24 protein-coding genes are annotated in these 25,918 nt (G+C 47.0%); 15 read left to right on the forward strand and 9 right to left on the reverse strand.

The features are described 5' to 3' along the window. Nucleotides 1-13: 13 nt before the first annotated feature. Entirely contained in the window at nt 14-970 is a 957-nt protein-coding gene (locus tag MAMMFC1_RS15020) for a D-2-hydroxyacid dehydrogenase (protein WP_126309251.1), read from the reverse strand. Nucleotides 971-1,201: 231 nt separating this feature from the next. Between MAMMFC1_RS15020 and hisG the strand changes: the two genes are divergently transcribed. From hisG to hisIE, 8 genes are all read left to right on the forward strand, one after another. Beyond that, nucleotides 1,202-1,873, forward strand: a complete 672-nt coding sequence (hisG, locus tag MAMMFC1_RS15025; RefSeq protein ID WP_126309252.1) for an ATP phosphoribosyltransferase — start codon at nt 1,202-1,204, stop codon at nt 1,871-1,873. Continuing rightward, on the forward strand, nt 1,870-3,210 hold the full coding sequence (hisD, locus tag MAMMFC1_RS15030) for a histidinol dehydrogenase (RefSeq protein WP_126309253.1): 1,341 nt from the start codon (nt 1,870-1,872) through the stop codon (nt 3,208-3,210). Before hisG ends, hisD begins: the two co-directional genes overlap by 4 nt. Nucleotide 3,211: 1 nt before the next feature. After that, nucleotides 3,212-4,255, forward strand: a complete 1,044-nt coding sequence (gene hisC, locus MAMMFC1_RS15035) for a histidinol-phosphate transaminase (RefSeq protein WP_126309254.1) — start codon at nt 3,212-3,214, stop codon at nt 4,253-4,255. Beyond that, nucleotides 4,252-4,842, forward strand: coding sequence for an imidazoleglycerol-phosphate dehydratase HisB (hisB, locus tag MAMMFC1_RS15040; protein WP_126309255.1), 591 nt, complete (start codon nt 4,252-4,254; stop codon nt 4,840-4,842). The genes hisC and hisB overlap by 4 nt, the downstream gene beginning before the upstream one ends. A 271-nt stretch (nt 4,843-5,113) precedes the next feature. Next, nucleotides 5,114-5,746, forward strand: coding sequence for an imidazole glycerol phosphate synthase subunit HisH (gene hisH / locus MAMMFC1_RS15045; RefSeq protein ID WP_126309256.1), 633 nt, complete (start codon nt 5,114-5,116; stop codon nt 5,744-5,746). Nucleotides 5,747-5,983: 237 nt separating this feature from the next. After that, nucleotides 5,984-6,718, forward strand: a complete 735-nt coding sequence (gene hisA, locus MAMMFC1_RS15050) for a 1-(5-phosphoribosyl)-5-[(5-phosphoribosylamino)methylideneamino]imidazole-4-carboxamide isomerase (RefSeq protein WP_126309257.1) — start codon at nt 5,984-5,986, stop codon at nt 6,716-6,718. A 1-nt stretch (nt 6,719) separates the two neighbouring features. Continuing rightward, entirely contained in the window at nt 6,720-7,478 is a 759-nt protein-coding gene (hisF, locus tag MAMMFC1_RS15055; protein WP_126309258.1) for an imidazole glycerol phosphate synthase subunit HisF, read from the forward strand. Further along, nucleotides 7,475-8,131: a bifunctional phosphoribosyl-AMP cyclohydrolase/phosphoribosyl-ATP diphosphatase HisIE gene (hisIE, locus tag MAMMFC1_RS15060; protein WP_126309259.1), complete on the forward strand. Its 657-nt coding sequence runs from the start codon at nt 7,475-7,477 to the stop codon at nt 8,129-8,131. The genes hisF and hisIE overlap by 4 nt, the downstream gene beginning before the upstream one ends. A gap of 7 nt (nt 8,132-8,138) precedes the next feature. Here hisIE and MAMMFC1_RS15065 read toward each other — a convergent pair whose 3' ends face one another. After that, entirely contained in the window at nt 8,139-9,038 is a 900-nt protein-coding gene (locus MAMMFC1_RS15065; RefSeq protein WP_126309260.1) for a hypothetical protein, read from the reverse strand. A gap of 88 nt (nt 9,039-9,126) precedes the next feature. Beyond that, nucleotides 9,127-9,477, reverse strand: a complete 351-nt coding sequence (locus MAMMFC1_RS15070; protein WP_126309261.1) for a response regulator — start codon at nt 9,475-9,477, stop codon at nt 9,127-9,129. A gap of 241 nt (nt 9,478-9,718) precedes the next feature. On the opposite strand from MAMMFC1_RS15070, the gene MAMMFC1_RS15075 reads away from it, so the two are divergent. Continuing rightward, nucleotides 9,719-10,213 (forward strand): YajQ family cyclic di-GMP-binding protein, encoded by a 495-nt coding sequence (locus MAMMFC1_RS15075; RefSeq protein ID WP_126309262.1) that lies wholly within the window; start codon nt 9,719-9,721, stop codon nt 10,211-10,213. Nucleotides 10,214-10,287: 74 nt separating this feature from the next. Here MAMMFC1_RS15075 and MAMMFC1_RS15080 read toward each other — a convergent pair whose 3' ends face one another. Then, the gene (locus tag MAMMFC1_RS15080) at nt 10,288-10,635 is read right to left on the reverse strand and encodes an STAS domain-containing protein (protein WP_126309263.1); all 348 of its coding nucleotides are present in this window, start codon (nt 10,633-10,635) and stop codon (nt 10,288-10,290) included. A 100-nt stretch (nt 10,636-10,735) separates the two neighbouring features. After that, nucleotides 10,736-12,745: a methyl-accepting chemotaxis protein gene (locus MAMMFC1_RS15085; protein ID WP_126309264.1), complete on the reverse strand. Its 2,010-nt coding sequence runs from the start codon at nt 12,743-12,745 to the stop codon at nt 10,736-10,738. Between the two features lie 352 nt (nt 12,746-13,097). Between MAMMFC1_RS15085 and MAMMFC1_RS15090 the strand changes: the two genes are divergently transcribed. Further along, on the forward strand, nt 13,098-14,321 hold the full coding sequence (locus MAMMFC1_RS15090; protein WP_126309265.1) for a divergent polysaccharide deacetylase family protein: 1,224 nt from the start codon (nt 13,098-13,100) through the stop codon (nt 14,319-14,321). A gap of 296 nt (nt 14,322-14,617) precedes the next feature. Here the strand turns inward: MAMMFC1_RS15090 and MAMMFC1_RS15095 are convergent, their stop codons facing one another. From MAMMFC1_RS15095 to MAMMFC1_RS15110, 4 genes are all read right to left on the reverse strand, one after another. Further along, nucleotides 14,618-15,667, reverse strand: coding sequence for a hypothetical protein (locus MAMMFC1_RS15095; RefSeq protein ID WP_126309266.1), 1,050 nt, complete (start codon nt 15,665-15,667; stop codon nt 14,618-14,620). A gap of 164 nt (nt 15,668-15,831) precedes the next feature. After that, nucleotides 15,832-16,665 carry a TIGR03915 family putative DNA repair protein gene (locus tag MAMMFC1_RS15100; protein WP_126309267.1) on the reverse strand — a complete coding sequence of 278 codons (834 nt, stop codon included), beginning with the start codon at nt 16,663-16,665 and terminating at the stop codon, nt 15,832-15,834. After that, entirely contained in the window at nt 16,644-17,969 is a 1,326-nt protein-coding gene (locus MAMMFC1_RS15105; RefSeq protein ID WP_126309268.1) for a putative DNA modification/repair radical SAM protein, read from the reverse strand. Before MAMMFC1_RS15105 ends, MAMMFC1_RS15100 begins: the two co-directional genes overlap by 22 nt. A 156-nt stretch (nt 17,970-18,125) precedes the next feature. Continuing rightward, on the reverse strand, nt 18,126-19,052 hold the full coding sequence (locus MAMMFC1_RS15110; RefSeq protein WP_126309269.1) for a LysR family transcriptional regulator: 927 nt from the start codon (nt 19,050-19,052) through the stop codon (nt 18,126-18,128). Between the two features lie 286 nt (nt 19,053-19,338). On the opposite strand from MAMMFC1_RS15110, the gene MAMMFC1_RS15115 reads away from it, so the two are divergent. From MAMMFC1_RS15115 to gatA, 5 genes are all read left to right on the forward strand, one after another. Continuing rightward, a complete protein-coding gene (locus MAMMFC1_RS15115) occupies nt 19,339-19,575 on the forward strand; it encodes a DUF3343 domain-containing protein (RefSeq protein WP_126309270.1) in 237 nt (78 codons plus the stop codon). Nucleotides 19,576-19,611: 36 nt separating this feature from the next. Then, nucleotides 19,612-21,849, forward strand: coding sequence for a DNA helicase PcrA (gene pcrA / locus MAMMFC1_RS15120; RefSeq protein WP_126309271.1), 2,238 nt, complete (start codon nt 19,612-19,614; stop codon nt 21,847-21,849). Nucleotides 21,850-21,873: 24 nt separating this feature from the next. Then, on the forward strand, nt 21,874-23,907 hold the full coding sequence (ligA, locus tag MAMMFC1_RS15125; protein ID WP_126309272.1) for an NAD-dependent DNA ligase LigA: 2,034 nt from the start codon (nt 21,874-21,876) through the stop codon (nt 23,905-23,907). A 147-nt stretch (nt 23,908-24,054) separates the two neighbouring features. Then, on the forward strand, nt 24,055-24,345 hold the full coding sequence (gatC, locus tag MAMMFC1_RS15130; RefSeq protein WP_126309273.1) for an Asp-tRNA(Asn)/Glu-tRNA(Gln) amidotransferase subunit GatC: 291 nt from the start codon (nt 24,055-24,057) through the stop codon (nt 24,343-24,345). Nucleotides 24,346-24,449: 104 nt separating this feature from the next. Next, entirely contained in the window at nt 24,450-25,916 is a 1,467-nt protein-coding gene (gatA, locus tag MAMMFC1_RS15135) for an Asp-tRNA(Asn)/Glu-tRNA(Gln) amidotransferase subunit GatA (RefSeq protein ID WP_126309274.1), read from the forward strand. Nucleotides 25,917-25,918: the final 2 nt, after the last annotated feature.

Consider the following 25,918-nt stretch of genomic DNA (forward strand, 5'->3'; position numbering starts at 1 on the left):
ATAGAGAATAGAGCTAATAACCTTTTGCTTTGTCAATCACATTCAGCATATCCCTGCCTTGGGTAAAGCGGGTAAGGTTATCAACAAACAGTTTCAGGGCGCGATCCAGGTAAGCCGGTGACAGGGCGGCAATATGCGGGGTAATGATCACATTGGGCATATTCCACAAAGGACTGGTGTCGGGAAGCGGTTCTTTTTCAAATACATCCAGCCCGGCGCCTTGAATGATCTTTTGCTCTAATGCCAAAATCAAATCAGCCTCTTTTACAATACTCCCGCGGGCAATGTTAAAAAAATACGCCGAAGGTTTCATACACTGAAAGTGTTCTAAACAGATCAATTCTTTGGTTGCTTCTGTAAGCGGCAAAGCTACAACTACAAAGTCGGACCGGCTGAGCATGTCACGAAGATTTTGGTTGTCTGCAGGATATAGTTTATCTACGAATAGTTCAGTGGTTACCTGCTGTTTGTATGCCAGTACGTGCATTCCCAGCGCCTTTGATTTTTTGGCGATTTCCCGGCCAATGGAGCCTAAGCCTATTATGCCAATGGTTTTTTCGAATATTTCGTCCAAAGGTGCCCGCTGCCATTTTTGTTCGGTTTGATAACGCGCTGATAAATTTAGGCCTCTGGTAAAAGAGAGAATCATGGCCAAAACATGTTCCGATACAGGAATACCGTGGATTCCTTTAGAATTGGTCAAGATAATATCCGACTTTTGAATTTCGGGAAATAACAAGTTTTCCACCCCGGCGCTGAGGGCGTGAATCCATTTTAGTCTGCGCGCCTGCAGATAGAGGGGCTGTGTATCGGCCCCACCCCAAGTTACAAGAATGTCGGTATCTTTTATATATTGCGCCGCGTTTGCAGTGTTGCTTATAATCACCTGAATATTAGGTTCGACATCTGTTATCGCCCTAAGATGCCGTTCGGCCAGATTATTAAGGACCAGGATATTGAGTTCGGGCATAAGAAATACCCCCTTTTTCTTTCCTTCCTTATTATTTAACTACATATTTTATATATGTTCTATATATGGCTTTTGTTTTCCTATGTTTACTAAATAAACAAACTCAACTATATTATATATATTTTTGAACAGAAAAAATCTTGTATGGATATTGACGGATTAATATTTGAGATGATAGTATATTAACATGTTAATGCTTTAAATAACTAAAGCTATGCAGGAGGCTATACAATGACCTCAAGTGATATGGAATACCTTACAATTGCTTTGCCAAAAGGGAAATTGTTCATTCCTTCAGCCGAAATGCTGGCGAAGCTAGGGTATACTGCTGAAGGCCTGAGCGAGAATTCACGCAAACTGGTTATTGCCAATACGGAAAAGAAAATTCGGTTCATTATTACCAAGACGGCCGATTTGCCTACTTATGTGGAATACGGCGCGGCTGATATCGGCATTATTGGCAAGGATGTCTTGTTGGAAGAAAATAAGGATGTCTATGAGCTTTTAGATCTAAAATTTGGTTATTGCCGCATGATGGTAGCCGTGCCCCAAGCGCTGAAACAGGAAAAAATGAGTGACTACGCCCATATGCGGGTTGCAACAAAATACCCGCGGGTGGCGGAAAGCTTTTTTCATGGCATCGGTATTCAAATGGAAATCATCAAGCTGAACGGGTCCATCGAATTAGCGCCGATGGTGGGACTGGCGGAAATGATCGTTGATCTGGTGGAGACAGGGCGAACTCTCAGGGAGAACAATCTGGTGGAGGTGGCCCAAATCCATCCGGCCACAGCCCGTTTTATCGCCAACCGGGTTAGTTTTAAAATGAAGTTTAACCGTATCAATCAAATAGTAGAAGGACTTAAAGGTCTTATCGACAGAGAAAGTGAGAAAGCAAAATGAAAACAATATATAATGGATTTTTAACTAAAGAAGAAATGGCTGAAGTTCTGGAAAAGCCCTCTTTTGATAAAGTAGTATTGAGCAGCGGCGTCCGGGCTAAGATCAGCGAAATGTTCGGCAAGGAAATGACTGCCCAGGAAGTTGTCGCCCAAATTATAGAAGAAGTGCGCAAGCAGGGCGACGAGGCCATCCTTCGTTACACATCGGTTATTGATGGAGTTGACTTAACGGCTGATACGCTGGCAGTATCTGAGGCCGATATCGACCAGGCTATGGAAACAATTGACAAGAGTGTCCTTGCTGCCTTGGAGCAGGCAGTTGTCAATGTCCGTCGTTTTCACGCCGAACAGATGCCTAAATCCTGGCTAACGGAACGAAATCACGGCGCCATGCTGGGGCAGAAATGCCTGCCCATTGACCGGGTAGGCATCTATGTTCCCGGTGGTACTGCGGCATATCCTTCTTCTGTCATTATGAACGCCGTGCCGGCTGCTGTTGCCGGCGTCAAGGAGATTATCATGGTTGTTCCGCCGGCCAAGGATGGTACGGTTAATCCTTATGTTTTGGCCGCCGCCCGCTTAGCAAACGTAACCAGGATATTTAAGCTGGGCGGAGCGCAAGCGATTGCCGCTCTGGCTTTTGGCACCAAAACCGTTCCCAAGGTTGATAAGATAACCGGACCGGGAAACCTTTTTGTTACCTTGGCCAAAAAAGCTGTCTATGGGCATTGCGACATAGACATGCTTGCCGGTCCCAGCGAAATTCTCATTGTTGCGGACGACACCGCCGATCCGGCTTATGTAGCGGCCGACATGTTAAGCCAGGCGGAACATGACCCGCTGGCGTCGAGCATTCTCATCACCGATTCCCGGGAATTAGCAGGCAAGGTTACCGGTGAAGTAAAGCGGCAGCTTGAACTTTTGCCTCGCAAAGATATTGCCGCCGAGTCTATAGAAGAGAATGGCCTAATCATTATCGCCAGCGATATGATGGAAGCGATGGAGCTTGCCAACCTGTCTGCTCCCGAGCACCTGGAGATCTTAACAGCTGAACCTTTCAAGCTGTTGCCGTATGTGCGTCATGCCGGCGCAGTATTTTTGGGGCCTTACTCGCCGGAGCCTTTAGGCGATTATTTCGCCGGACCCAATCATATATTGCCGACCGGTGGAACAGCCCGTTTTTATTCCGTGCTAAATGTGGAAACATTCATGAAAAAAACCAGCATTATTGCCTATACCCAAGCTGCGTTCCAGGAGGTGAGCGAACAGGTAATCCGGCTGGCGGAAGCTGAAGGTCTGGACGCTCATGCTAATGCAGTGCGGGTAAGGAGAAGTTAACATGCTGAATATACGCCTCGGACTTGAAACATTAAAACCTTATTCCGTCGAGGAAATTGATTGGCAAATTAAGCTGGATGCCAACGAGGAACCGCGTAATTTACCGCCGGCAGTCAGAGCAGAACTGATGGAACGAATTTCATCCCTGGCTTTTAATCGTTATCCGGAAATTAACGGTTTGAATCTGAGACGCTTAATCAGCGAAAGATTCAGCCAGAGTTTTAAAAATGTACTTGTAGGGAGCGGATCAAACGGGATACTTGCTGCCCTATGTTTCGCGTATGGCGGTCAAGGCCGAAGCGTAGTTTACCCTAATCCTTCCTTTGCCATGTATGGGATTTATGCCAAACTGTCCGACAGCAAAGGTGTGGCGGTAGAGATGGAACCGGATTTTTCCCTTTCGGTTGATAAAATACTTACAGCAGCCGAGAAAGAGCAGGCCGCTGTCATTATTTTATGCAATCCCAATAATCCGACAGGAGGTATCATCCCACTGGCAGACATAGAATATATCGCTGCCAATGCTAAATGCCTGGTGGTGGTAGACGAAGCCTATTATGAGTTTTACGGTCAATCGGCTGTCGGTTTACTGCCTAAATATCCCCGGTTGGCAGTAACCCGTACCTTTTCTAAGGCTTATTGTCTGGCTGCGGCTCGCGTGGGTTATATGCTGGCGTCGGAAGAGGTTATAGAGACAGTGGGCAAAGTTCTACTACCTTATAATGTGAACACCACATCGCTTATTGCCGCTGAAACTGTCTGGCAAATGCGGGATCAATTCGAGCCGGGAATCGGTGAAACAGTATCTGAAAGGAAGAAACTGGCGGCCGCATTGGAAGCTATTCCTGGAGTGGAAGTGTTTCCCTCTGAAACCAACTTTCTCCTAATTCGAGTGGGTGATACCGCTGGCTGGATGAAGCGCCTGGCTGACCAGGGGATTGGCGTTCGTGATTTTAACAATGCACCGGGGCTGTCCGGCTGCCTAAGAGTGACCGTTGGTACGCCGGCGGAGAACCAGGCCTTTTTAAAGGCGGTGGCGCTATGAAACGTATGGCGTCAATCGAAAGAAACACTATCGAAACCAAGATTAAAGCATCGCTTAGTATTGACGGCGCCGGTCAGTCTTCGGTCGCTACCGGTATAGGCTTTTTTGACCATATGCTTATATTATTCGCCAGGCACGGACTTTTTGACCTGACGATGGAAATTGACGGCGATTTTAACGTGGATGGGCATCATAGCGTGGAAGATGCCGGTATTGTATTAGGCAAGGCTTTGGCCAAGGCTCTGGGTGACAGGGCAGGCATCAAACGTTACGGCACTGCTTTTGTCCCTATGGATGAGGCGCTGGCCATGGTTTCTTTGGATATCAGCGGGAGGCCTTACCTGGTATTTGAAGCAACTATGCCCTCTGAGCGGGTTGGCCAGTTTGAAAGTGAGCTTGTGGAAGAATTTTTGCGGGCTTTTGCCACTCACGCCGGTTTAACTTTGCATGTCCGCCTACTTTCCGGCAAGAATACCCACCATATTATTGAGGCGATATTCAAAGGTTTGGGACAGGCCTTGGACGAAGCTACCCGCGTGGACGAGCGGATTGCTGGAGTGATGTCCACAAAAGGCAAGTTGGACTAGTGCTCTTTAAGTAGGGAACTGCTTATAAACCGTCATCTGCGTCGTTGCTCCTGCGGTCCTCACTCCGACGTACCCCCAGTACGCCTGCGTTCCGGTCCTCGTCGCGCCTAGCACCTGACAATTTCTAAGCAGTTCGTGGCAGTTGGATAAATTGAGCCTATTAGATTGCTTTTTGGGAGCGAATCTTGGAATTACTTGAAGATTATTCTTGAAGTATTCTGAATTCTGAATTCTGACTCCTGAGTACATAGTCACAACGGGAGGTTGACCTATGAAAAACAGCATTGCCATTATTGATTACGGGATGGGGAACCTCCATAGCGCGGCCAAGGCTTTTGCCAAACTTTACGCCGGGGAGGGCAGCCCTTGGGATATCCTGGTCACAAGTGACCCGGCGGAAATTGAAAGCGCCCGGAAAGTAGTCTTGCCGGGCGTCGGTGCTTTTGGCGATTGTATGCGCAATCTGGCGAGTTACGGACTGGTTGATGTCATTCTGCGAGTGATTAGCCGCGGCACACCTTTCCTGGGCATATGCGTGGGGCTGCAGTTGCTGTTCGAAGGCAGCGAAGAAGACCCGGGAGTTGCCGGTCTGGGAGTTTTTAAAGGTATGGTGAAAAAAATTGAGGCTCCCGGTCTAAAAATACCGCACATGGGGTGGAACAGTCTGGAATTTAAGAGCGTCAGTCCGCTATTTGCCGGCTTGCCTTCTAATTCTTATGTCTACTTCGTACATAGCTATCATCCTGTTCCGGACGAAGCTGATGTGATCACCGCCGTTACTCATTACGGCGGGGTGGTTACAGCGGCGGTAGGCCGCGGCAACGTGCAGGCCGTACAGTTTCACCCGGAAAAATCCAGTGCCGTGGGACTAAAAATACTTGCGAACTTCAAAAGTGTGTTTTAAAAAACACACTTCCTCTAAATTATTTGAGACTGTTACAAGGTGCCCAGATGCTAGGCGTACCGGAAGCCGCGCAGCGAGGGCGTACTGGGTTTGTACGTTGAGAATTCGTCGCCATGGAGACTTAGTTAAAGCCGGCATATGATGTTCAGTAAGTAAAAGTCGGCATAATCAGACCGGGGTTGAGGAACAACGACGCAGATGGGTATTTTGTAACAGTCTCTTCAAGGAGTTGACATTATGATTATCTTTCCGGCCATTGACATTCGCGGCGGAAAATGCGTCAGGCTTACCGAAGGCCGGTTTGATCAGGAGACGGTTTTTGCCGACAATCCTGCGGCGATGGCTATCAAATGGGCAGCGGCAGGCGCTACCTACTTGCATGTGGTAGATCTAGACGGAGCTTTAGCCGGCAAGCCTGTAAATGTAAGCGTGATTGCGGAAATCGTGCAGTCGGTCGCCATTCCGATACAAATTGGCGGTGGTATTCGCACTCTCAATAATATTGAAACAGTGCTGGCATCTGGGGTAGAGCGGGTTATATTAGGTTCAGTGGCTGTTCGTAACCCTGAATTGGTCAAGACGGCTTGCCGGGAATTTGGCGAACGCATTGTAATAGGAATTGACGCCAGGGACGGCCTGGTCGCCGTAGAGGGTTGGGGTGTAAGCGGCGGCATTGCAGCGGAAGAGTTGGCCAAACGAATGGCGGACAAGGGTGTAGCCCGCATTATTTATACAGACATTTCCCGCGACGGCACACTACGCGGCGTCAATGTTGCCGCCACGGCATCCCTCGCCAGGGCTGCCGGCATTCCCGTTATCGCTTCAGGCGGTGTGAGCAGCATCGAGGATATTCGCCTGATTACGCAGGCATCAGCGGAGGGCATTGAGGGGGTTATCGTCGGTAAGGCTATTTATACCGGGGCGCTTGACCTGCCGGCTGCTCTCGCCTTAGTCCGGGAAGGGGTGATATAGTATGCACACCAAGCGAATTATTCCTTGCTTGGATGTCAAAGACGGCCGGGTTGTGAAAGGGACTAATTTCGTCGGTTTGCGGGATGCGGGTGATCCGGTGGAATTAGCCAAAGTATATGATCAGATGATGGCCGATGAATTGGTGTTTCTTGACATAACTGCCTCGTCCGACCAGCGCAATACCATGGTGGATGTGGTGGAGCGAACAGCGGCCGAAGTATTTATTCCTTATACTGTTGGCGGCGGAATTCGCGCAGTGGAGGATATCCGCAAAATGTTGAAAGCCGGCGCTGATAAAGTTTCTCTTAATACTGCGGCGGTGAAAAATCCGGATCTAATTAGTGAAGGAGCCAAACGTTTTGGCCGGCAATGCATTGTCCTGGCGGTTGACGCTAGGCAGGTAGGGACGAATCAATGGGAAGTTTATATTAACGGTGGCCGTACACCCACAGGTATTGACGTTTGGGAGTGGGTAAAGCGTGCAACTCAGATGGGGGCAGGGGAAATACTCCTTACAAGTATGGACAAAGACGGCACAAAAGACGGTTATGATATCCCTCTTACCCGGGCCGTATCCGAAGCTGTGGACGTGCCGGTTATTGCCTCGGGCGGCGCCGGCGAGATGGAGCATTTTTATGATGTTTTGACTATCGGCAAAGCTGATGCCGTATTGGCCGCTTCCGTTTTTCACTACGGCCAGTTTACCGTAGGGCAAGTGAAGGAATATCTCAGATCGCGCGGGGTGGAGGTAAGATCATGATGGAAATAGATGGGATTCGATATGATGCCAACGGTCTGGTGCCGGCAATTGTGCAGGATGAGGCCACCGGGACGGTGCTTATGCTGGCCTATATGAATCGGGAATCACTGATGAAAACTATCGCCACAGGTTATACCTGGTTTTATAGCCGCAGCCGGAACAGCCTGTGGCATAAAGGGGAAACCTCCGGACATGTGCAAAAAGTAAAAGACATATTCTACGACTGTGATGCCGACACTCTGCTGGTGAAGGTTGAACAAACAGGGGTAGCTTGTCATGAAGGGACTTTCTCCTGCTTCAGCCGCAAGTTAGGTCAGAAGCAAAGTGAAATAGAAAGAGTTGCTGATCCGCAAGCGGAGTATGGTGAGGCGTCAATCACCATACTCCATGAGCTGTATCATATTATTAATGATCGTAAGCTAAACCCCAAAGAAGGGTCATATACCACATATTTGTTTGATAAAGGACAAGACAAAATCCTCAAAAAGGTCGGTGAAGAATCGGCTGAAACCATTATTGCTTCCAAAAATAACAGTAAAACGGAAATATTATACGAGATGGCCGATTTATGGTATCACTGTCTGGTATTACTGGCTTACCATGGCATTACTCCTACTGAATTATTCGCAGAACTGAAAAGCAGACGAAAGTGAATAAGAGTTAAGACGGGGCGCTGGCAATAATCAATTGGATTTGACCGAAAGAGAGGTTAATGGGTATCCGATGGCCGTTTTTAACGGGTATCTCAATTGTGTCGCTAATAGACTGCGGGGTTAGGTCAAGCTCTGTTCCTCTGTCGGACATGTTAACTGAAAAAACGCCGTTATGTACATTCAAAAACTCTGCGGCACTATCCTTGGTTAACTCGTCTATCACAGCAAGATCTTCTTGGCTGAAGCGACGGGCCAGTTCCAAAAGGGATAAATCTTCCAGCAACAAGCCGGTGAACAGGTTAACGTTACCGGAAATGGATTGCGTTACAAACCAGTTGCCAACCATTTGCGGCAGATCTTGAGAGAAAGGAATAGAGCGGGTTAGTATCGGTTCGTCATCGAGAAACCGGATAATATTGCGCAAGAAAAGCGCGGTATAGTCATAGTATAAGTCGGCCACAGTCTTTTCTTCCGAAAAATCAAGGAAAATACGCACAATGGCGTCAATATCCCGGTTTTGCAGCGATTTAAACTGGTTGGAAGTGAACTGGTTCGCCTGTTTATAACTTTCGAGAGTGTTTTCTAATTGGCTGAGACTGAGGAACCCTTTGTCGACAATAGCTTGGCTTAGGCTGAGGTGGCGATTATTTTGGGCATCTAACAGTTGATCAACTTGCTGGCTGGTAAGGTACCCTTTGGCGATGGCAATTTCCCCGAACTTACGGTCCATCACCTGCTGAAGCTGATGCACTTCCTCCACTTGATTGGCAGTCATCAGTCCGGAATTAATTGCAAGCACTCCCAGTTTGACCCGCACGGAACGTTCATATTCGAAAGCGTCATAAAGCTGGTCTACCGTTAATATTTCTTTATTAAACAAATACTGTCCAAAATATTGACTAAACATGATTCATCTCCTTCTGTGGCACTGGCCGTTACAGTTTGAGGTGTGAGTTGTAGTTGGATAGTGTGTAACTTGAAATTGCAGGATAGTGTCACCGGCCAATGGCTTTAGCAATTTGTTCTTTCGTGTAAGGTTTCTGAATGAAATCAGCAGCGCCGCATTTTAGGGCTTCAATTAGTTTTGCGGACGTGCCGCTGGAAGAAAGCATGATGACCCGGGCGTTGGGGTCATACTCTTTTATACGTTTCAGGGATTCCAATCCGTCAAGTTCAGGCATCACAATATCCATAAGCACGGTTTCAGGTTTGTGAACCTGGTAAAAATCTACACCTTCAAGACCGTTTTTGGCTTCAAAAACTTCGCAGTCCCATTGTTCTAAAATATCGCGAAGTTTTTTACGGACAAGCATTGAATCATCACAAATTAATATTTTAGCGGCCATAACGTAACCCCTTTCTATCAATACTAAAGCGTTAGGGAGAAGGATTTATATTTGGAAATAAACAATTCACCTCCTTTTTTGAATAATAGGTAAGCGAGAAAAAGGATATTTTGCAATAATTATGCAAATATGATATAACAAAAGCGGATGGATTAGAGGGTATCCCCTATTTTTCGGATATATTGGACATTATTATAATAAATCTTATTTATTATCTTATTGAAAGGGGCCGTGATATTATATGGCAAAGGATTGTTCTTTTGATATTGTGTCCGAAGTTGACATGCAGGAAATGGACAATGCCATTAATCAAACTGGGAAAGAGATTAGTCAGCGGTACGATTTTAAAGGGAGCAAAGCGGAAATCGTCCTGGACAAAGATTCTTTAAAGCTTACAGCCGAAGATGATTATAAGCTGGGCGCCATGCTGGATATACTTCGTACTAAAATGGTAAAACGCAATGTGCCGTTAAAATGCCTGCAGCCGGGAAAAATTGAGCCGGCCTCAGGTGGCACGGTCAAACAGACGATCACCATTCAAAAAGGTATAAGCAAGGAAAAAGGCAAGGAAGTGGTAAGCGCCGTTAAGGACTTGAAGTTAAAGGTCCAAGCTCAGATAATGGATGACCAGGTACGGGTAACCGGAGCGAAAAAAGACGATCTGCAAATGGTGATTCAAAAACTTAAAGAAAATGATTTCGGTATCGACCTTCAGTTCATTAACTTCCGTTCATAGAACTATTTATACAAAAAAAGGACAGGAAAAGAAAGGACAGGAAAACAGCCTGCCCTTTCTTTATAATATATTTTTCAAGAAATACAATCGTGACAGTCTCTGTCGGAATCAGAGTCTTGCAGGATTGGGAATGCCTTTGTCAGCCGTGTTCGTTCAAAAGCGGTTTTGGCCAAGCCCTGTAATTCGGTCAAAACAATGTTACCGCCGTTTTGAAGCGCACGTTTTTGGATGTTGACCAGCGTACCAAGGCCGGTGGAATTAATTCCGGTTACTTTCGAAAAATTTAAAGTGAAATTATAATAGCCTTTTTCAATGTAATCTAACAAGGTCTCGCGTATTTCGGCAACGAGTTCTCCCTGGAGGTCACCGGCAAGGTGGACAATTACCTGACTGCCGGCTACTTGAAATTCCTGATTTTTCACTTCTTAATCCTCCTAGCGATGATATGATGATATTAGGGTATTGGAAAATCATATAACTATTGAACAAGGATAAAAGGATAATAAGATAATAGAATCGGAGTTAGGTGGTGAAGTTTTCCATGGCCGTCATTAGGTCGGTAGCCATCGTGTTTGTTGCGGACGAGTTAGAAGCGAGGGCGTCCATAATTGTAGAGGTATGATTGGTTGCCGTAGAAACATCTTTGGCTTGTTCCGCGGTGTTCTCAATTACAGTTGCCAAAGAATCTATCAAGTCGATGATTCGATCAGATTGGGTTACTTCTTCATCGGTAATTTCCAGTACGCCTTCTATATCTTGCACAGTGTTGTTGACAGCAGTCAAAATGTTTTCCAGCGACTGGCCGGCTTCGTTGGCACTTAAAACGCCTTCTTCCACTTCCGTGCGGCTGGCCTGCATCGCTTCAACCGCCGCCGAAGTACTTTGGGTTACCTTTTGTATCAAGGCGGCAACCTCAGTTGCTCCCTGGCTGGATTGTTCAGCCAGTTTTTTTACTTCTTTTGCTACTACGGCGAAACCACGGCCTGCTTCGCCTGCCCTGGCCGCTTCAATTGCCGCATTTAAGGAAAGTAAATTGGTTTGGGAGGCTATATCAGTGATAGTATGAGTAATAGCGCCAATTTTCTCGGTATACTGATCCAGTGTGGCAATCAGGGTTTCTGTCTCCATCGTCTTCATTCGTATGTTTGCCATCCGGGTAACAGTTTCCACTACAGTCTGTTGACCTTGCAAAGCGGCGTTTAGTGTTTCCTTGGAGTTAGTTACCGCGGAAGTCGCTTCTCTTTTAGCGATATCGACTAGAGATGAAAGCTCCAATAAGGATTTTGACACTTCTACAACTGATTCATTTCCAATCTCCGCATCATCCGAGAGCTTACGGCTAATTGCGGCAACATCGGTGGCTGTAGCCGATACATCCTGTACGGAAGCGGCCGTTTCTTCGGAAGCAGCCACCACTTGTTCAGCTGATTGCGACACGGTTTGAACCAAGCCTCGTAAATTTTTCATCATTTTATTCATAGCTATTCCCAAACGTCCTACTTCGTCGTTAGTGGTTATGGGAATCTCAGGCAATGCCAAATTGCCGGCGGCAATTTCCTCTACGCAGGTAACCATATCCCGAACCTGCTCGACTGTAAGCTTTAGCACCAGCAATGCCAGCAATATTGCGGAGCCCAGACCGGATATAATCATGAACCAGAAGAGATGCCGGAGAAAACTGTAGCGCTCGTCGGCATGTGAATATTCTTGCTTGGAAAGTTCCAACTGGAGGTTGATTAACTCCGAAAGATTTTGCGACATAGGCTCAAGACTGGAGTACATCTCTTCGATCATGAAGGTGCTCAGAGCGTTTTTATCTTCTTTCGCCATAATGCTGGACGCTTTCGCGAGAGCGCCGTCGGCTATGCCGAAGAAACCGTCAATTTGGGCTGCCATACGTTCTTCTTCCTTGGTGATGGGTATGGATTTATAGGCTGTCCACTGCTGTTTAATGATTTGCGTTCCCTCGTCCAGCCTTTTTCTTCCCAGCGCCCAGGCCAGATGCCCGTCTTTTACCTTGTGGCAAGTATCAATAATGTTTACAGTAAAGGCATCGGACATAATTTTTAGTTCTTTCAGAACCAGAATCCGGTTGGTGTACATAGTTCTTAGGTCATTGTTCGACGCCTTCATGCCATGAAGACCGAGAATACCTACACCTATCGTTACAAGAGAGAGCAAAGCAACAACCGCAAGCAACTTAAATTTTAAGCTAAACCTGCCTAACAATTTTTGCAGAATGTGGAGGGAGTTCGTTTCTTTTCTTTCGGCAGCTTCTAAGGAACCCGGATTTTTATTGTCAGAAAGCCTTAATTTGGCAAGTATGGGTTTAAGGTGAGCAGAATTTCCTGACAATTGCCGCAGGGTATCCGATATTTTTGAGAATATACTTTGCTTGGATTTCTTCGAACCGAAATTGAGCTTATTGTAAGTGAGTCCAGACTTGGTACGCATGGGTTTAATGCGGACGATATTTCCGAACATATTTCTAATATCGGTGATTAACATCGCAAAGCGCTTAAAAAATTTCACTGTAATAACTCCTTTTCCGTTGTTGCTGCCTGAAGCTGCCTGAAGTGGATTCCCGGTTCATATCGCAATATGTAATAATATGTAGTGCTATGTAGAAATTGCACTTTCGACGCCGATTATCCTCTGCTCTTTATTTAATATTGTGTTAACTATTTGTTAATAATTACTTTGAAGAATAGTAATCGGCAGTATCGTCCCGGTATGATTAAGCTGTGGACAGAGGTAAAGGGGTAACTATATAATTGAATTGACAGTAGACAGTATTGACTGAAAGCAGGTTATATTTTACAAACAAGCTATAGCAGACTTTTTCAAACCATATTGTAGTAAGGCAAGCGGCAAGGAGAGCAGAATGAAATCAAATAATAAAGTGAAATGGATACTGGTAGCAGGAATTATTCTGATTGCGATTTTACACTATTTGTTGCCAAAGGCACCGGACAGAACACCGGTATCACAACCTGTCCCCAACATTGAAAAAACCGGTGCCGGAATTATCGTAGACTTTACCGAGGAGGCCAACAGAATTCATGGGGCCGTTGACACGGCGCTCGCTCAAGAAAAAATTACACCTAAAGATATCAGGGAAGCTAACCGGGAGGTTGCCAGAACAACTGTGGAGGGAAAAATTCGTTGGCATTCCCGTCAAATCTTACTGTCCTTCCCCGCTGACGGGAACGAGAGTATTGATATTTTAGAACAGTCTGTTCGCAAACTGATTAAAGATGCCGGCGGCCAGGTGCTTGGAACTGAGCCGGACAATTATCAAGGGTTGCCGGCAGTTCGTTGGGATATTGGCATCAAGGATAAATTGGATAACGATCCCCTGACTATTGTGACCGATAGACTATACATTGCCAGGGAAAAGGCTGCAGCCGCGCCGGTGGACAGGCCGAAGGCCAAGGTTGAGGGCAAACGGGGAGATTTGGCTATCATTATCGACGATTTTGGCTATACCAGGGAACCCATCGCCGCTTTTGCCGAGATGGATCGTCCTATTACTTTTTCCGTACTGCCCAACCAGATTTTCAGCAATGAAGCCGCGTCTAAAGCTTTAGCCAGTGGCCATTTAGTCATGCTTCATCTGCCGTTAGAGCCCTCATCACCCACTGAAAAACAGGAACCGGCAACAATCACTGCCAACATGAGTGACGATCAAATCCGGCGGACTGTTGACAGAGCAGTTGCTGCTGTTCCCGGAGTCAAGGGAGTGAATAACCATCAAGGTTCCAAAGCAACTGCCGATAAAAGGGTTATGAAAACTGTAATGGAAGTACTCAAATCTCATAGTCTGTTTTTCATTGACAGCCGTACCGGTTCACATACAATTGCAGCGGCAACGGCGCATGACGCAGGTCTCAAAATCGGAGAAAACGAGTTATTTCTGGATAACAGCTCAGATGTAACCTATATAAAAAATCAATTGCGCACTGCCGGGAATATAGCAGTACGCAATGGAAGCGCGATAGTTATTGGGCACGCAAGGATGAATACTGCTGTTGCCATTCGGGAGATGATACCCGAATTAGAGGCGGAGGGGGTACGCCTAGTGTATGCCTCGCAATTACTGGAATGACTTTTTGGCTAAAAGTGGGGAACTGCTTATAAACCGCCATCTGCGTCGTTGTTCCTGCGTGCTTCACTCCAGCGTACATCCCAGTACGCTTGCGTTCCAGTACTCGTCACGCCTACGGTCTGACTATGATAGTTCGAACTGTAATTAGCAAATATCATTACAATAAGTTTTTTTCATATGCAACGGTATCTAACGATTTCTAAGCAGTTCGTGGCAGTAGGTAACCTTTATAGGTACGTTCAAATACGTTCAAAAAACACATAGTATTAATTTTGAGGGGCTAGTTCAGGCCGCTACTAAAAAAGTTCAAAAAGCGAAACTACAAACTCCAGTAAGATTATTAAGATAATAGCAGCTTCCATAAGTTCGGACCGGTTTGTTACAACTTCCTCGGTTAGCAGGTTGTAACTGCGCTGAATGACTTCAATACGCTGGTCAATGCTTGCTGCCCAGTCTTGAATTCGCACCAGGCGGAGATAGGTGGTGTAAACTCTGGCGTAGAACACATCTTCTGTTATTCTGAGCGAGTTATGGATTTTACTGGTAATGGAAGTGATGTCGGCTAAGAGTTCCAGAACCTGGCGGCGAATGCGCCGGTATTCTCCTAACCGGCGGTAAACGGCAGTCCGTTCAGCCTCGGCGATGGCGTCGTACATTTTATCAATTTCCCGGTCCAGCAGGTGATCGTAGTAACGGAGTTCCAGGAGCTGGGCATTGGCAAATTCCAGTAAATCGGGTATGTCTGGGCTGCCGGTCGGGTCATAGACCACTGCTTTGTCCCAGCCCATGACAGTAAAATCTTCGGCGTAAGAGAAACGGTTTGCCAGGGTTTCGCGGCGGGTTTCAGGGCTAACAGGTTCTTTTTCGGCAAGAAGAAGCGGTACCATATCCCAGTCTTTCCATTGCTGAAAGTAATAAATTACCAAGTCTTCATCGACTATGGGAGCCCTTTCGCCGATTATCGCCGGGCGAATTGCCGCTACAACTGATTCCAGCACACTCAGGAATATTTCTTCCGGAATATTATCAATATCCACAGCCAGGTTGACCAGGTGGTCGTAAGTTGTGTCCGGCGGTAGGGTGATACGGAAAATAAGGCTGATCACTCCCAGATCATAGATCCTGGCCCGGACTTCGGCAGAATAAGCATATCCGGCGATTGGTACCTGTTGCGGCGCCAATTGAGCGGTGACAGGCGCATTTTTAAAGGCAATGGCCTTAGGGGATACGCGTGTAAGACGCAGGCGGGAAACGGAACTGCCGGCGGCAAGTATGGACTCAGCCTTTTCCAGGCTAATTGCGTTGGCGGTATCGTATAATCTGTATACCCAAATTGTGCAGCACATTTTATATCCTCCCTTGATTTCAAAAGTCGGGGGAGTGAATATTTGAATATTGTTCTATACTAATTAGTATAGAACAAATTAGTATAGAACAAAATCCCCGGTTATTAAACCGGGGAGAAGCAGAGGTTGCCAAAAAATTAATTTTTTTCAGAACGGTTAGTGTTTTATTTTATCAGGGGTTTTTCATGCGTCGGGAGGTTCCATAACTTCCCGGCAGAGCCGGGCAGCTTTGGCGGGATATTTTTTGGCGCGCGGCCAAATTCTGTCATGTATTTCCAGTAACGTTTTGGCATGTGGCTCATACGGCACTCCGGATTATACCGGCCCTGGATCGCAATGGTATCATAAAACAGCTGCCATAGTTCGCGAAAAGTTTGCTCCTCCTCATCTACTACAGGCAATTCGAGAGAGCCAATCGGAATGATCGCCGACCGGTACGGCTGATATACCAGTCCCACGCCATATGTTTTGTCATGGATTAAAAAGCGCTCTTCCGGATAACGCTCACAAAAATGCTGCACCAGCAGCGGCAGCACGAAATTTTTCGGCGCAATTTCACCCACAAGAACGTTGTTGAAAATGGAAAATCGCAGGAAGCCCTTTAACAAATGACTTTCCCTGTTTAAATGGTTTACCGCTTTAAAGAGCCTATTCACCACATCATTGGTCAGCATATTCATTACAGACGGCCCGCAGCGGTATCCTAACCGCAGGAATAGCAGGATGTATAACTCTTTTTGAGCAAGACAAGTTAAGAAAGCGTGTCGGACAATATTTAGCGCTGAAAACCCCATCTTGGGCGAAATGGACGCCAATACCCGGTTTGCTTTTTGCAAATCAGTCGGAATTTCTTTAACGGAAAAGAGCAGGGGCTGGGATGCACCCGCCAGAAGAATATCCAGCGGAATTTCTTTTTTTTCATAACTTTCAAATACACAGCACAATAATCCGTCAAAACTTCCATCATAGCGATAAATCACATCGGACTGGTTACGCATTTTCGTATATCCTCCAGTGATAAGGGCAGCATCGACGGCTGATCAAAAAGAGAAAGCTGTTCTGCCGGCAGGGAAAAACCCGCATGATATAATGCCAGCGTTTTTTCGGATAGTAAAGAGCGGAGAAAAGCATTCTGGGTAATTTTTATACCGTCTATTGTTTTTCCGCCGCAGGTGATAAAATACTGCGCTCGCTTGAGGACAACCCCGAGGTTTTTTAAGCCGTCCAAGTGAAGAGCCGTTGTACGACGGGCAGTTACAATCCGTTTGGCGCTGGTTACGCCAATGCCTGGTACTCGCAGCAAGTCGCGATAGGGAGAGTGGTTTACATCCACAGGGAAAAAATCCATATGATTGAGGGCCCAGTTGCATTTAGGATCTAAATAAGGGTTAAGACTCTGATGCTGCTGGTCAAGAAGCTCGTTAGCGGCAAAACCGTAAAATCTTAGCAGCCAGTCCGCCTGATAAAGCCGGTGTTCACGCCAAAGGGGCGGTTTTGTATCTACTGCTGGCAGGAGGCTATTTTCAGCTACCGGCATATAGGCGGAGAAAAAAACACGTTTCAATTTATATTTATTATAAAGACCTTCCGCTAAATTTAAAATTTGAAGATCTGTGTCGGGAGTAGCGCCGATTATCATCTGTGTGCTCTGGCCGGCGGGAACGAACTTAGGTGCATGCCGATACTTTACTATGTCGCGTGAGTTTTCTTGTATCCGGCTTTGAATATAGCTCATGGGTGCAAAAATGGATTGTTTTGACTTATCCGGCGCCAGGAGCCGTAAACTGTTCTGAGACGGCAGCTCAATATTTACGCTCATCCGGTCCGCCAGCACACCAAGGCGAGTGAGCAGTGTACTATCCGCTCCGGGGATGGCTTTGGCATGGATATAGCCGGAAAAGCGGTATTCCTCCCGCAGGATATGCAGCGCCTCAATCATTTGTTCGCAGGTATAGTCCGGATTTTTTAACACGCCGGAGCTTAAAAAAAGGCCCTCAATGTAATTCCGTCGATAAAAATTGATGGTCAGCTCAGCTAATTCCCGCGGGGTAAAGGAAGCCCGCGGCGTGTCGTTTGACCGGCGGTTAACGCAGTATTTACAATCATAAACGCAAACATTGGTCATCAGTACTTTCAACAGGGAAACGCAGCGCCCGTCGGCCGCAAAGCTGTGGCAGATGCCACAAGCGGCCGCGCTGCCAATTCCTCCGGCCGTTGCCTTTTTATCCACTCCACTCGAAGTGCAGGCCACATCATATTTTGCCGCGGCGGTTAAAATTTTCAGCTTATCAAAAACATCCATATGCATCAACTCCCACTTGCCCTTGTTTTTATTATACTACAGAACATACGTTCTGGTAAAGGCGAATATAAAACCCCCACTTGCTTAGAGTAGGGGTAATTTTTCATTATAAATAATTATAGTGAATAAAAAAGTATGTCCATTAACTTTTCGTTATTATGATGTTGGGCACAAAGTACCCAAAGTACCTAAAGTATCTTCGGAAGCTTGGGAAAGCAGAAAATTCCAGAAGGATTCGGTACATACAGGCTGCAGCGGCTGGTGGCAGAGGGCGTAAAACTGCCGTACTATTTTCTGTTCGGGAATGGCAAGGTCCACCAGTTTCCCTGTGACAAGTTCGTCGTGAACCGCCCATTTCGATATAAAACCTACGCCCACCTTGTGCAAGACGGCGGCTTTTAAGGCTTCATTACTGTCAATTTCCATGACGACTTTGAGTTGTTCCGGTCTGATGTCATGGGAGGCAAGTGCTTCCATTGCGACACTCCGGGTACCGGAAGATTCTTTGCGCATAACAAAAGGAAGCTTTAATAAATCCAAGGAATTGCGGCAAAATCCTCTAGCAAAATCAGGATGAGCCACGAGTATTAATTCATCAGTCCAAAGGGGAAGACCGGCAAGCTTTTCTTGCGGCTTTTTTCCGACTATCGCGAGGGGAAATTCACCATTCTCAAAGGCGGAAAGAATGGTTTGACTGTCTCCTGAACGGACTGATATTCTTATAGCGGGATTACTGATGAGAAATTTGGCAGCGATAGGGGGCAATATATAGTTGCTGGGGATGGTGCTGGCGCCAATGATAATATGGCCGGCCGTGCCGGCAATTAGGCTTTTTATTTGATTTTGAGTCTTTTGAACCAAATTGTTGATGGTACGAGTGCTTTCATATAACTTTTCACCATAAAGTGTCAGCGAAACTCCCTTGGAAGTCCGAATAAAAAACGGACAGGAAAAATTTTTCTCCAGGTTGTCAATATGAAACGATATAGTAGGTTGGGTAAGGTCCAGTTTTTTTGCTGCCGCAGAAAAGCTGCCTTCTTCCACGACCGTGAGAAAAACGGTTAGAGCCTGTAAATAAGACATGAGTTTCACCTCAGAACGTAATTTGATTCAGTAATGGATCGGCATTTTTATAGTTACTTTCGATTTGCCGTCAGTTTTTCCTGTCGGTTTCATAGTGAAGCAGGAATTTTTGTGTTCCGTATTATTGGTCTTGCTTTCAAGGGAAATATTACCATTTGACCAAAAGGAGTTTAAGGAAATATGTCGAATATTTGCATAGATAAAAATAAAAAAATTAAAAAAATCTCTAAACAAAGCAGTTTTAATGCAAAAGTGACACGCGTGACAAGCGGGAAAGGCAGTTAATATGACAGCCTATGTGATTACATTTCCTTCTGTTTATCATGCTTTTCGGGCTAAAAAGCTTCTGAAGGGAGAAGGAATTCCGGCCGAACTTGTCCCTGTTCCCCGGGAACTGAGCGGGTCTTGCGAAGGGCTTGCTGCCCAGGTGAGCGAGGAACATATTGAACAGGCAGTGGAAATTCTGGGCAACAGAGGTGTAGCCATGGTACAAAAGGGTGTAAAAGTTTTGCTGGATAACTAATATTGATAATTGGAAATTTGGGGGATACTGGAACTCATGCAAAACATATTTAAGCGGATGAATCCTGCTCAACAGGAAGCAATTGCCCATATTAACGGACCGCTGCTGGTGCTGGCGGGGGCAGGATCAGGGAAGACCAGGGTTTTAACCAGTCGTATCGCCTATCTTTTATCGCAGGGAGTTGCGCCGTACCATATTTTGGCTATTACCTTCACCAATAAAGCAGCCGCAGAGATGAAGGAGCGGGTTGCCGCCCTGGTAGGTCCTGTGGCTAAGGATATTTGGCTAAGTACTTTTCACGCTTTTTGCGCTAAGTTTTTACGGCTGGAAATTGAATATTTGGGAGGCTATAACCGGAATTTTGTCATATACGATGCTGCCGATTCCCAGGCCTTGATTAAGAATTGCCTGAAGGAACTGAACCTGGATGACAAGCAATTTACTCCCAACGGGGTACAAGCAGCCATATCCAACGCGAAAAATGCTTTATTGGCCGTTCAGGGCTTCACCAATCAGGCAGATAATTTTTATGCGCTCAAAGTTGCTGAGGTCTATAAACTCTATCAGCATAAGCTGAAAGCCAATAATGCTTTGGATTTTGATGATTTGCTGCTGCTGTCGGTAGATCTTTTGGAATATAATGCCACGATAAGGGAAAAATACCAGAATAAGTTTCAGTATATTTTAATTGATGAATATCAAGATACTAACCAGGCTCAGTACCTTTTGGCAAAAATGCTGGCGGCAAAGTATCGAAACATTTGTGTCGTGGGTGATGTGGACCAGAGCATATATGCCTGGCGCGGCGCCAATATACGAAATATTATGGACTTTGAGGCTGACTATCCGGAGGCTAAGGTTATAAAGTTGGAGCAGAACTATAGGTCCACACAGAACATTTTAGATGCAGCCAACGCAGTCATTGAGAATAATCTTGACCGTAAACCCAAATCTCTCTGGACGGAAAACGAAGCCGGCGAACCAATTACCTGCTACATGGCCGACGACGAACGGGATGAAGCCCGGTATATCGTTGATACCATTACCAGACTGAATACGGTATATAACACGTCTTATGGCGGCATGGCTGTTCTCTATCGGACAAACGCTCAGTCGCGGGTAATTGAAGAATCATTGGTAAAGTACGGCATTCCTTATACTATGGTGGGCGGGCTAAAATTCTATGATCGTAAAGAAGTAAAAGACATATTAGCCTATTTGCGGGTCTTATTTAATCCTGCCGACGCAGTAAGTTTGCTGCGTATAATCAACGTACCGCGGCGGGGAATCGGCGATACCACTATCGGTAAGCTTGTGGAATACGCAACAGGCAATAACGTAGCCTTGTTTGATGCCGTATCCAATCCCGACCTGGTGCCGGGTCTTACCGCCAGAGCCCGAGGACAGCTGGAATCATTGGCGGAACTGATATTTACCTTAATGTCATACCAAAATACCATGTTGGTGGCGGAAATTGTAGAAAAAGTGATGAAAGAAACCGGGTATCTTGCCGAGCTTGAGAATGAAGATACGCCGCAGGCTGAAGCACGTATTGAGAATTTAAAGGAATTTATAAGCGTAGCCAAGGAATTTGCCGGCAGTGAAGTTGAAAATAATTTGGAAAATTTTCTAAGTCACGTTGCCTTGGTTACCGATGCGGATACAGCCCAGACCGGTGATGAAAGAGTTACGCTAATGACTCTTCACTCGGCTAAGGGCCTTGAGTTTCCAATAGTTTTCCTCGCCGGGCTGGAAGAAGGTATTTTTCCCCATGTCCGAACCATGATGGACGAAGGGGATGTGGAAGAGGAGCGGCGTCTTTGCTATGTGGGAATTACGCGAGCCAGGCGCAAGCTATATGTCAGTTACGCCCGCCAGCGCATGATATATGGTAATACTGTTACGTATTCTCCTTCCCGGTTTCTGGCTGAGATTCCCAGCCACCTGATGGAACGGTTTGCACCGGCGCGGCCAGCCTTTCCGGCATACCAACGCCCAACGCAATCCAATTATCAGTTAAACCCGACCGCTGGAGTTTCACGGGCACCGCATAAAAAGCCTGAGTTGACTGTCCTCAAGAGTCCTGTGCCGAGTCCCGCCCGTCCCAGGGAAATGAATTGGAAGGCGGGTGAAAAAGTATATCATGCCAAATGGGGAAACGGCACAATTGTGGAAGTAAAAGGCAAGGGTGCAAGCCAGGAACTTAAGATTGCTTTTCCCAATCAGGGAATTAAGCAGCTGCTGGCCCAGATAGCGCCGATCAGTAGAGTATAGCCGACACGGAGTAGGGTGGAAAATATGGCAGACACAATTCCAATCAAAGTCGAGAACGCACAAGCTGAAGTCGAACGCCTGCGAAAACTGATTCATTATCATAATCACCGCTATTATGTCTTAGATTCCCCGGAGATTAGTGACACCGAGTTTGACCGTCTACTCCGGCAATTGATTAACATCGAGACAGCCTATCCGGAGTTAATTACTCCCGACTCACCGACCCAGCGCGTTGGCGGCGCTCCGGCGGAAGGTTTTGAGCGGATAGCTCATGTGACGCCGATGATGAGTCTGGGAAACGCTTTTTCCGCCGAAGAACTTCGCGCTTTTGACGCGAGGGTGAAAAGCGGGCTAGGCGCCGGACAGGTGGAATATGTTGTAGAACTTAAGATCGACGGACTGGCTATTAACCTTATTTATGAAAAGGGCCGGCTTGTCCGGGGGGCCACCCGGGGTGACGGATCATACGGTGAGGATGTAACTACCAACATCCGTACAATTAGGGCAATTCCGCTTGTATTGGGAGACAATGGCAATGGCATACCTTTACTCTTGGAAGTCAGGGGCGAAGTGTATATGCCGCGCAAAGAATTTGACCGATTAAACACCGAGCGGGATGCCGCCGGCGAACCGTTAATGGCCAATCCTCGTAACGCCGCTGCCGGCTCCTTGCGCCAACTTGACCCTAAAATTACGGCTGGCAGGGCTTTGGACATCTTTGTATACGGTCTGGGAGTCCGGGAAGGATTCCAGGTTGGGACACACGCCCAAACTTTGGAGGAATTAAGCCGACTTGGGTTTAAAATAAACCCCCATTACCGGGTTTTTAATAATATGGATGCTGTGATTGAATACTGTAGGAGTTGGGAAGAACAACGGGTTGACCTGAGTTATGACATTGACGGCCTGGTAATCAAAGTGAACCGGCTTGAGAGTCAGGAGCAACTGGGATCGACTGCCAAGGAGCCGCGCTGGGCCATTGCCTTCAAGTTTCCGGCTGAACAGGCTGTAACGGTTGTGGAAGATATATTTGTCCGTGTTGGCCGTACCGGCGCTATTACCCCCACTGCTATTTTGCGGCCGGTGCGCTTGGCCGGTTCAACGGTGAGTAAGGCGACTTTGCACAATGCCGACTATATTAGCGAAAAAGACATCCGTATCGGCGATACGGTTATTATCCATAAGGCCGGAGAGATCATTCCCGAAGTCATTGCTGTAATTCCGTCCCGGCGTACCGGCAATGAGCGGCAGTTTACCATGCCGGCGCTTTGTCCGGACTGCAGCGGCCCGGTAGTACGGGAACCCGGTGAGGTTGCTTATAAGTGCGTCAATCCCCATTGTCCGGCGCTGCTGCGGGAAGGTCTCATCCACTTCGTGTCCCGTGACGCTATGAACATCGAAGGATTAGGGCCGGCGGTCATTACCGCCCTCTTTGACAGGGGATTGATTAAAGACGCCGCCGATTTATACCACTTAGAAGCGAGTACTCTCGCGGAAATGGAACGTATGGGAGATAAGTCTGCCTGGAATCTGGTTGCGGCCATCGCCAAAAGTAAAGAGGCGGGGCTGGCCAGGGTACTGTTTGCGTTGGGTATCCGCTATGTGGGAGCCAAGGCTTCGCAGATACTGGGCAGACATTTTGCCAATATCGATGCGATTAAAACAGCTACCAGGGATGATCTGCTGACGATCGATGAAATCGGTCCCAAAATCGCGGAAAGTATCGTAACCTACTTTGCTGATAGCAAGAATCTGCGGTTTATTGAAAAACTTCGTGCCGCCGGAGTCAAGCTGACGGAAGAGCGACCGGATACCGGCGAGCAGCAACTGACCGGCAAAACCTTTGTTCTTACCGGTACCTTAACCATGCCCCGGAAAGAGGCCGAAACCCTGATTGAACATATGGGCGGCAAGGTTTCTGCCGCGGTTAGCAAAAAAACCGACTATGTAGTGGCCGGCAGCGAGGCGGGAAGTAAGCTCGACAAGGCAATTCAGTTAGGAATTACGGTACTTAATGAGGAAGAGTTTAAGCGGCTCGTTGCAGGCTCGTTGCGTTAATGTTTCCATTGCTGGCCAAGCATGGTATAATGGAATAATATTGGTATTCAGGAGTCAGAATTACGTCGGACGATTGTTTTTGCGTTCTGACTGCTGAATACCTGAATATCTGGATAGAATTCTTTAGTGGATGGTGAAATTGAAAGTATGAAGATTACGCGTGAAGATGTGGAAAATGTGGCTTTGCTTTCCCGCTTGGAGATGAACGAAACGGAAATGGAACAGTATACCGTTCAGTTAAATGCCATCTTGGAATATGCCGAGGTGCTGGACAAGGTGAATACGGAGAACGTGGAAGCAACGGCTCACGTGCTGCCGCTTAAAAATGTTATGCGTCCTGATGAGGTAAAGTCCTCTTTGCCACGGGAAGCGGCTTTGTCCAATGCGCCAGAGGCGGAAGACGGGTATTTCAAGGTCCCGAAGATCATGGAAGGGTAACATCCAGGAGTCAGAAGTCAGAAAAAAACCGGTTCGCGAAGCATTCTGAATTCTGACTCCTGAATTCTGAATACTTGATAAGAACAGAGATTGGAGGTTAACCAGTGGATCTATTTCATTTAACAGCTCACGCCCTACATGACAAGCTAATCAATAAAGAACTGTCCGCCGTGGAAATTGTAAAAGCTGTGTTTCAGAGAATTGACGCGGTGGAGGAGAAGGTTAAATCTTATATTACTCAGACCCGGGAAACAGCTTTGTCCCAGGCGGAAGCCGTTGACGCTAAAATCGCCAGAGGCGAGAAGATATCGCCATTGGCGGGGATTCCGGGCGCAATTAAAGACAACATGTGCACAAAAGGCATAAAAACTACTTGTGCATCTAAGATTCTTACTGATTTTATCCCACCTTATAATGCTACGGTGATTGAAAAACTGGCAAATGAAGACACTGTTATGGTTGGAAAAGCAAACATGGACGAGTTTGCTATGGGCGGCTCAACCGAAAACTCCGGATTTTTCGTATCCCGTAATCCATGGGATCTTGCAAGGGTACCCGGGGGTTCCAGCGGCGGTTCGGCTGCGGCAGTGGCAGCGGGTGAGGCCATTTGGGCTTTAGGCTCGGATACCGGCGGTTCCATCCGCCAACCGTCCGCGTATTGCGGCCTTGTCGGCATAAAGCCAACATACGGGCGGGTATCCCGGTATGGGCTGGTAGCCTTTGCGTCATCTCTGGATCAAATTGGTTCAATTACCAGAGATGTTACCGACTGTGCCCTGGTTCTGAACGCCATTGCCGGACACGATCCCAAAGACTCCACCGCGATAAAAGCCGATGTACCGGATTATACTCAGGCTCTTGTCAACGATATCAAAGGTCTTAAAATCGGCTTGCCTAAGGAGTACTTTGTTGCCGGCATGGACCCGGAAGTGGAAAAAGCCGTATACAAAGCTATCGACCAGATGGTAGCTTGCGGGGCGGAATATCAGGAAGTATCCATGCCGCATACTCAATATGCTTTATCGGCATACTATCTCATCGCTCCAGCCGAAGCCAGTTCCAATCTGGCCCGTTATGACGGTGTGGGTTTCGGCTACCGCGGTGAAGGCAACGACATTGTCAGCATGTACAAACGGACCCGGAGCGAAGGCTTCGGCAGGGAGGTCAAGCGCCGTATCATGCTTGGAACCTATGCTTTAAGTTCCGGCTACTATGACGCCTATTATCTAAAGGCGCTCAAGGTTCGTACCCTGGTCAAACAAGATTTTGACAAAGCTTTTGAAAAAGTGGATGTGCTGATTACACCCACAGCGCCTACGCAGGCGTTCAAAATTGGTGAAAAAGCTGACGATCCCTTGGCAATGTATCTCCAGGATGTCTGCACCATTCCCGTCAATCTGGCAGGAGTACCGGGTATTTCGGTTCCCTGCGGCTTTGCCAACGGGCTGCCGGTCGGTATGCAGATTATCGGCAAGCCCCTTGACGAGATGACGGTAATCCGGACGGCCTATGCCTTTGAACAAATCAACGACTACCATACGCGCCTGGCGCCAGTCGGGGAGGTTCGGTAAGT

Origin of the sequence: Methylomusa anaerophila, assembly GCF_003966895.1 — a bacterium.
GTDB lineage: Bacteria > Bacillota > Negativicutes > Sporomusales > Sporomusaceae > Methylomusa > Methylomusa anaerophila.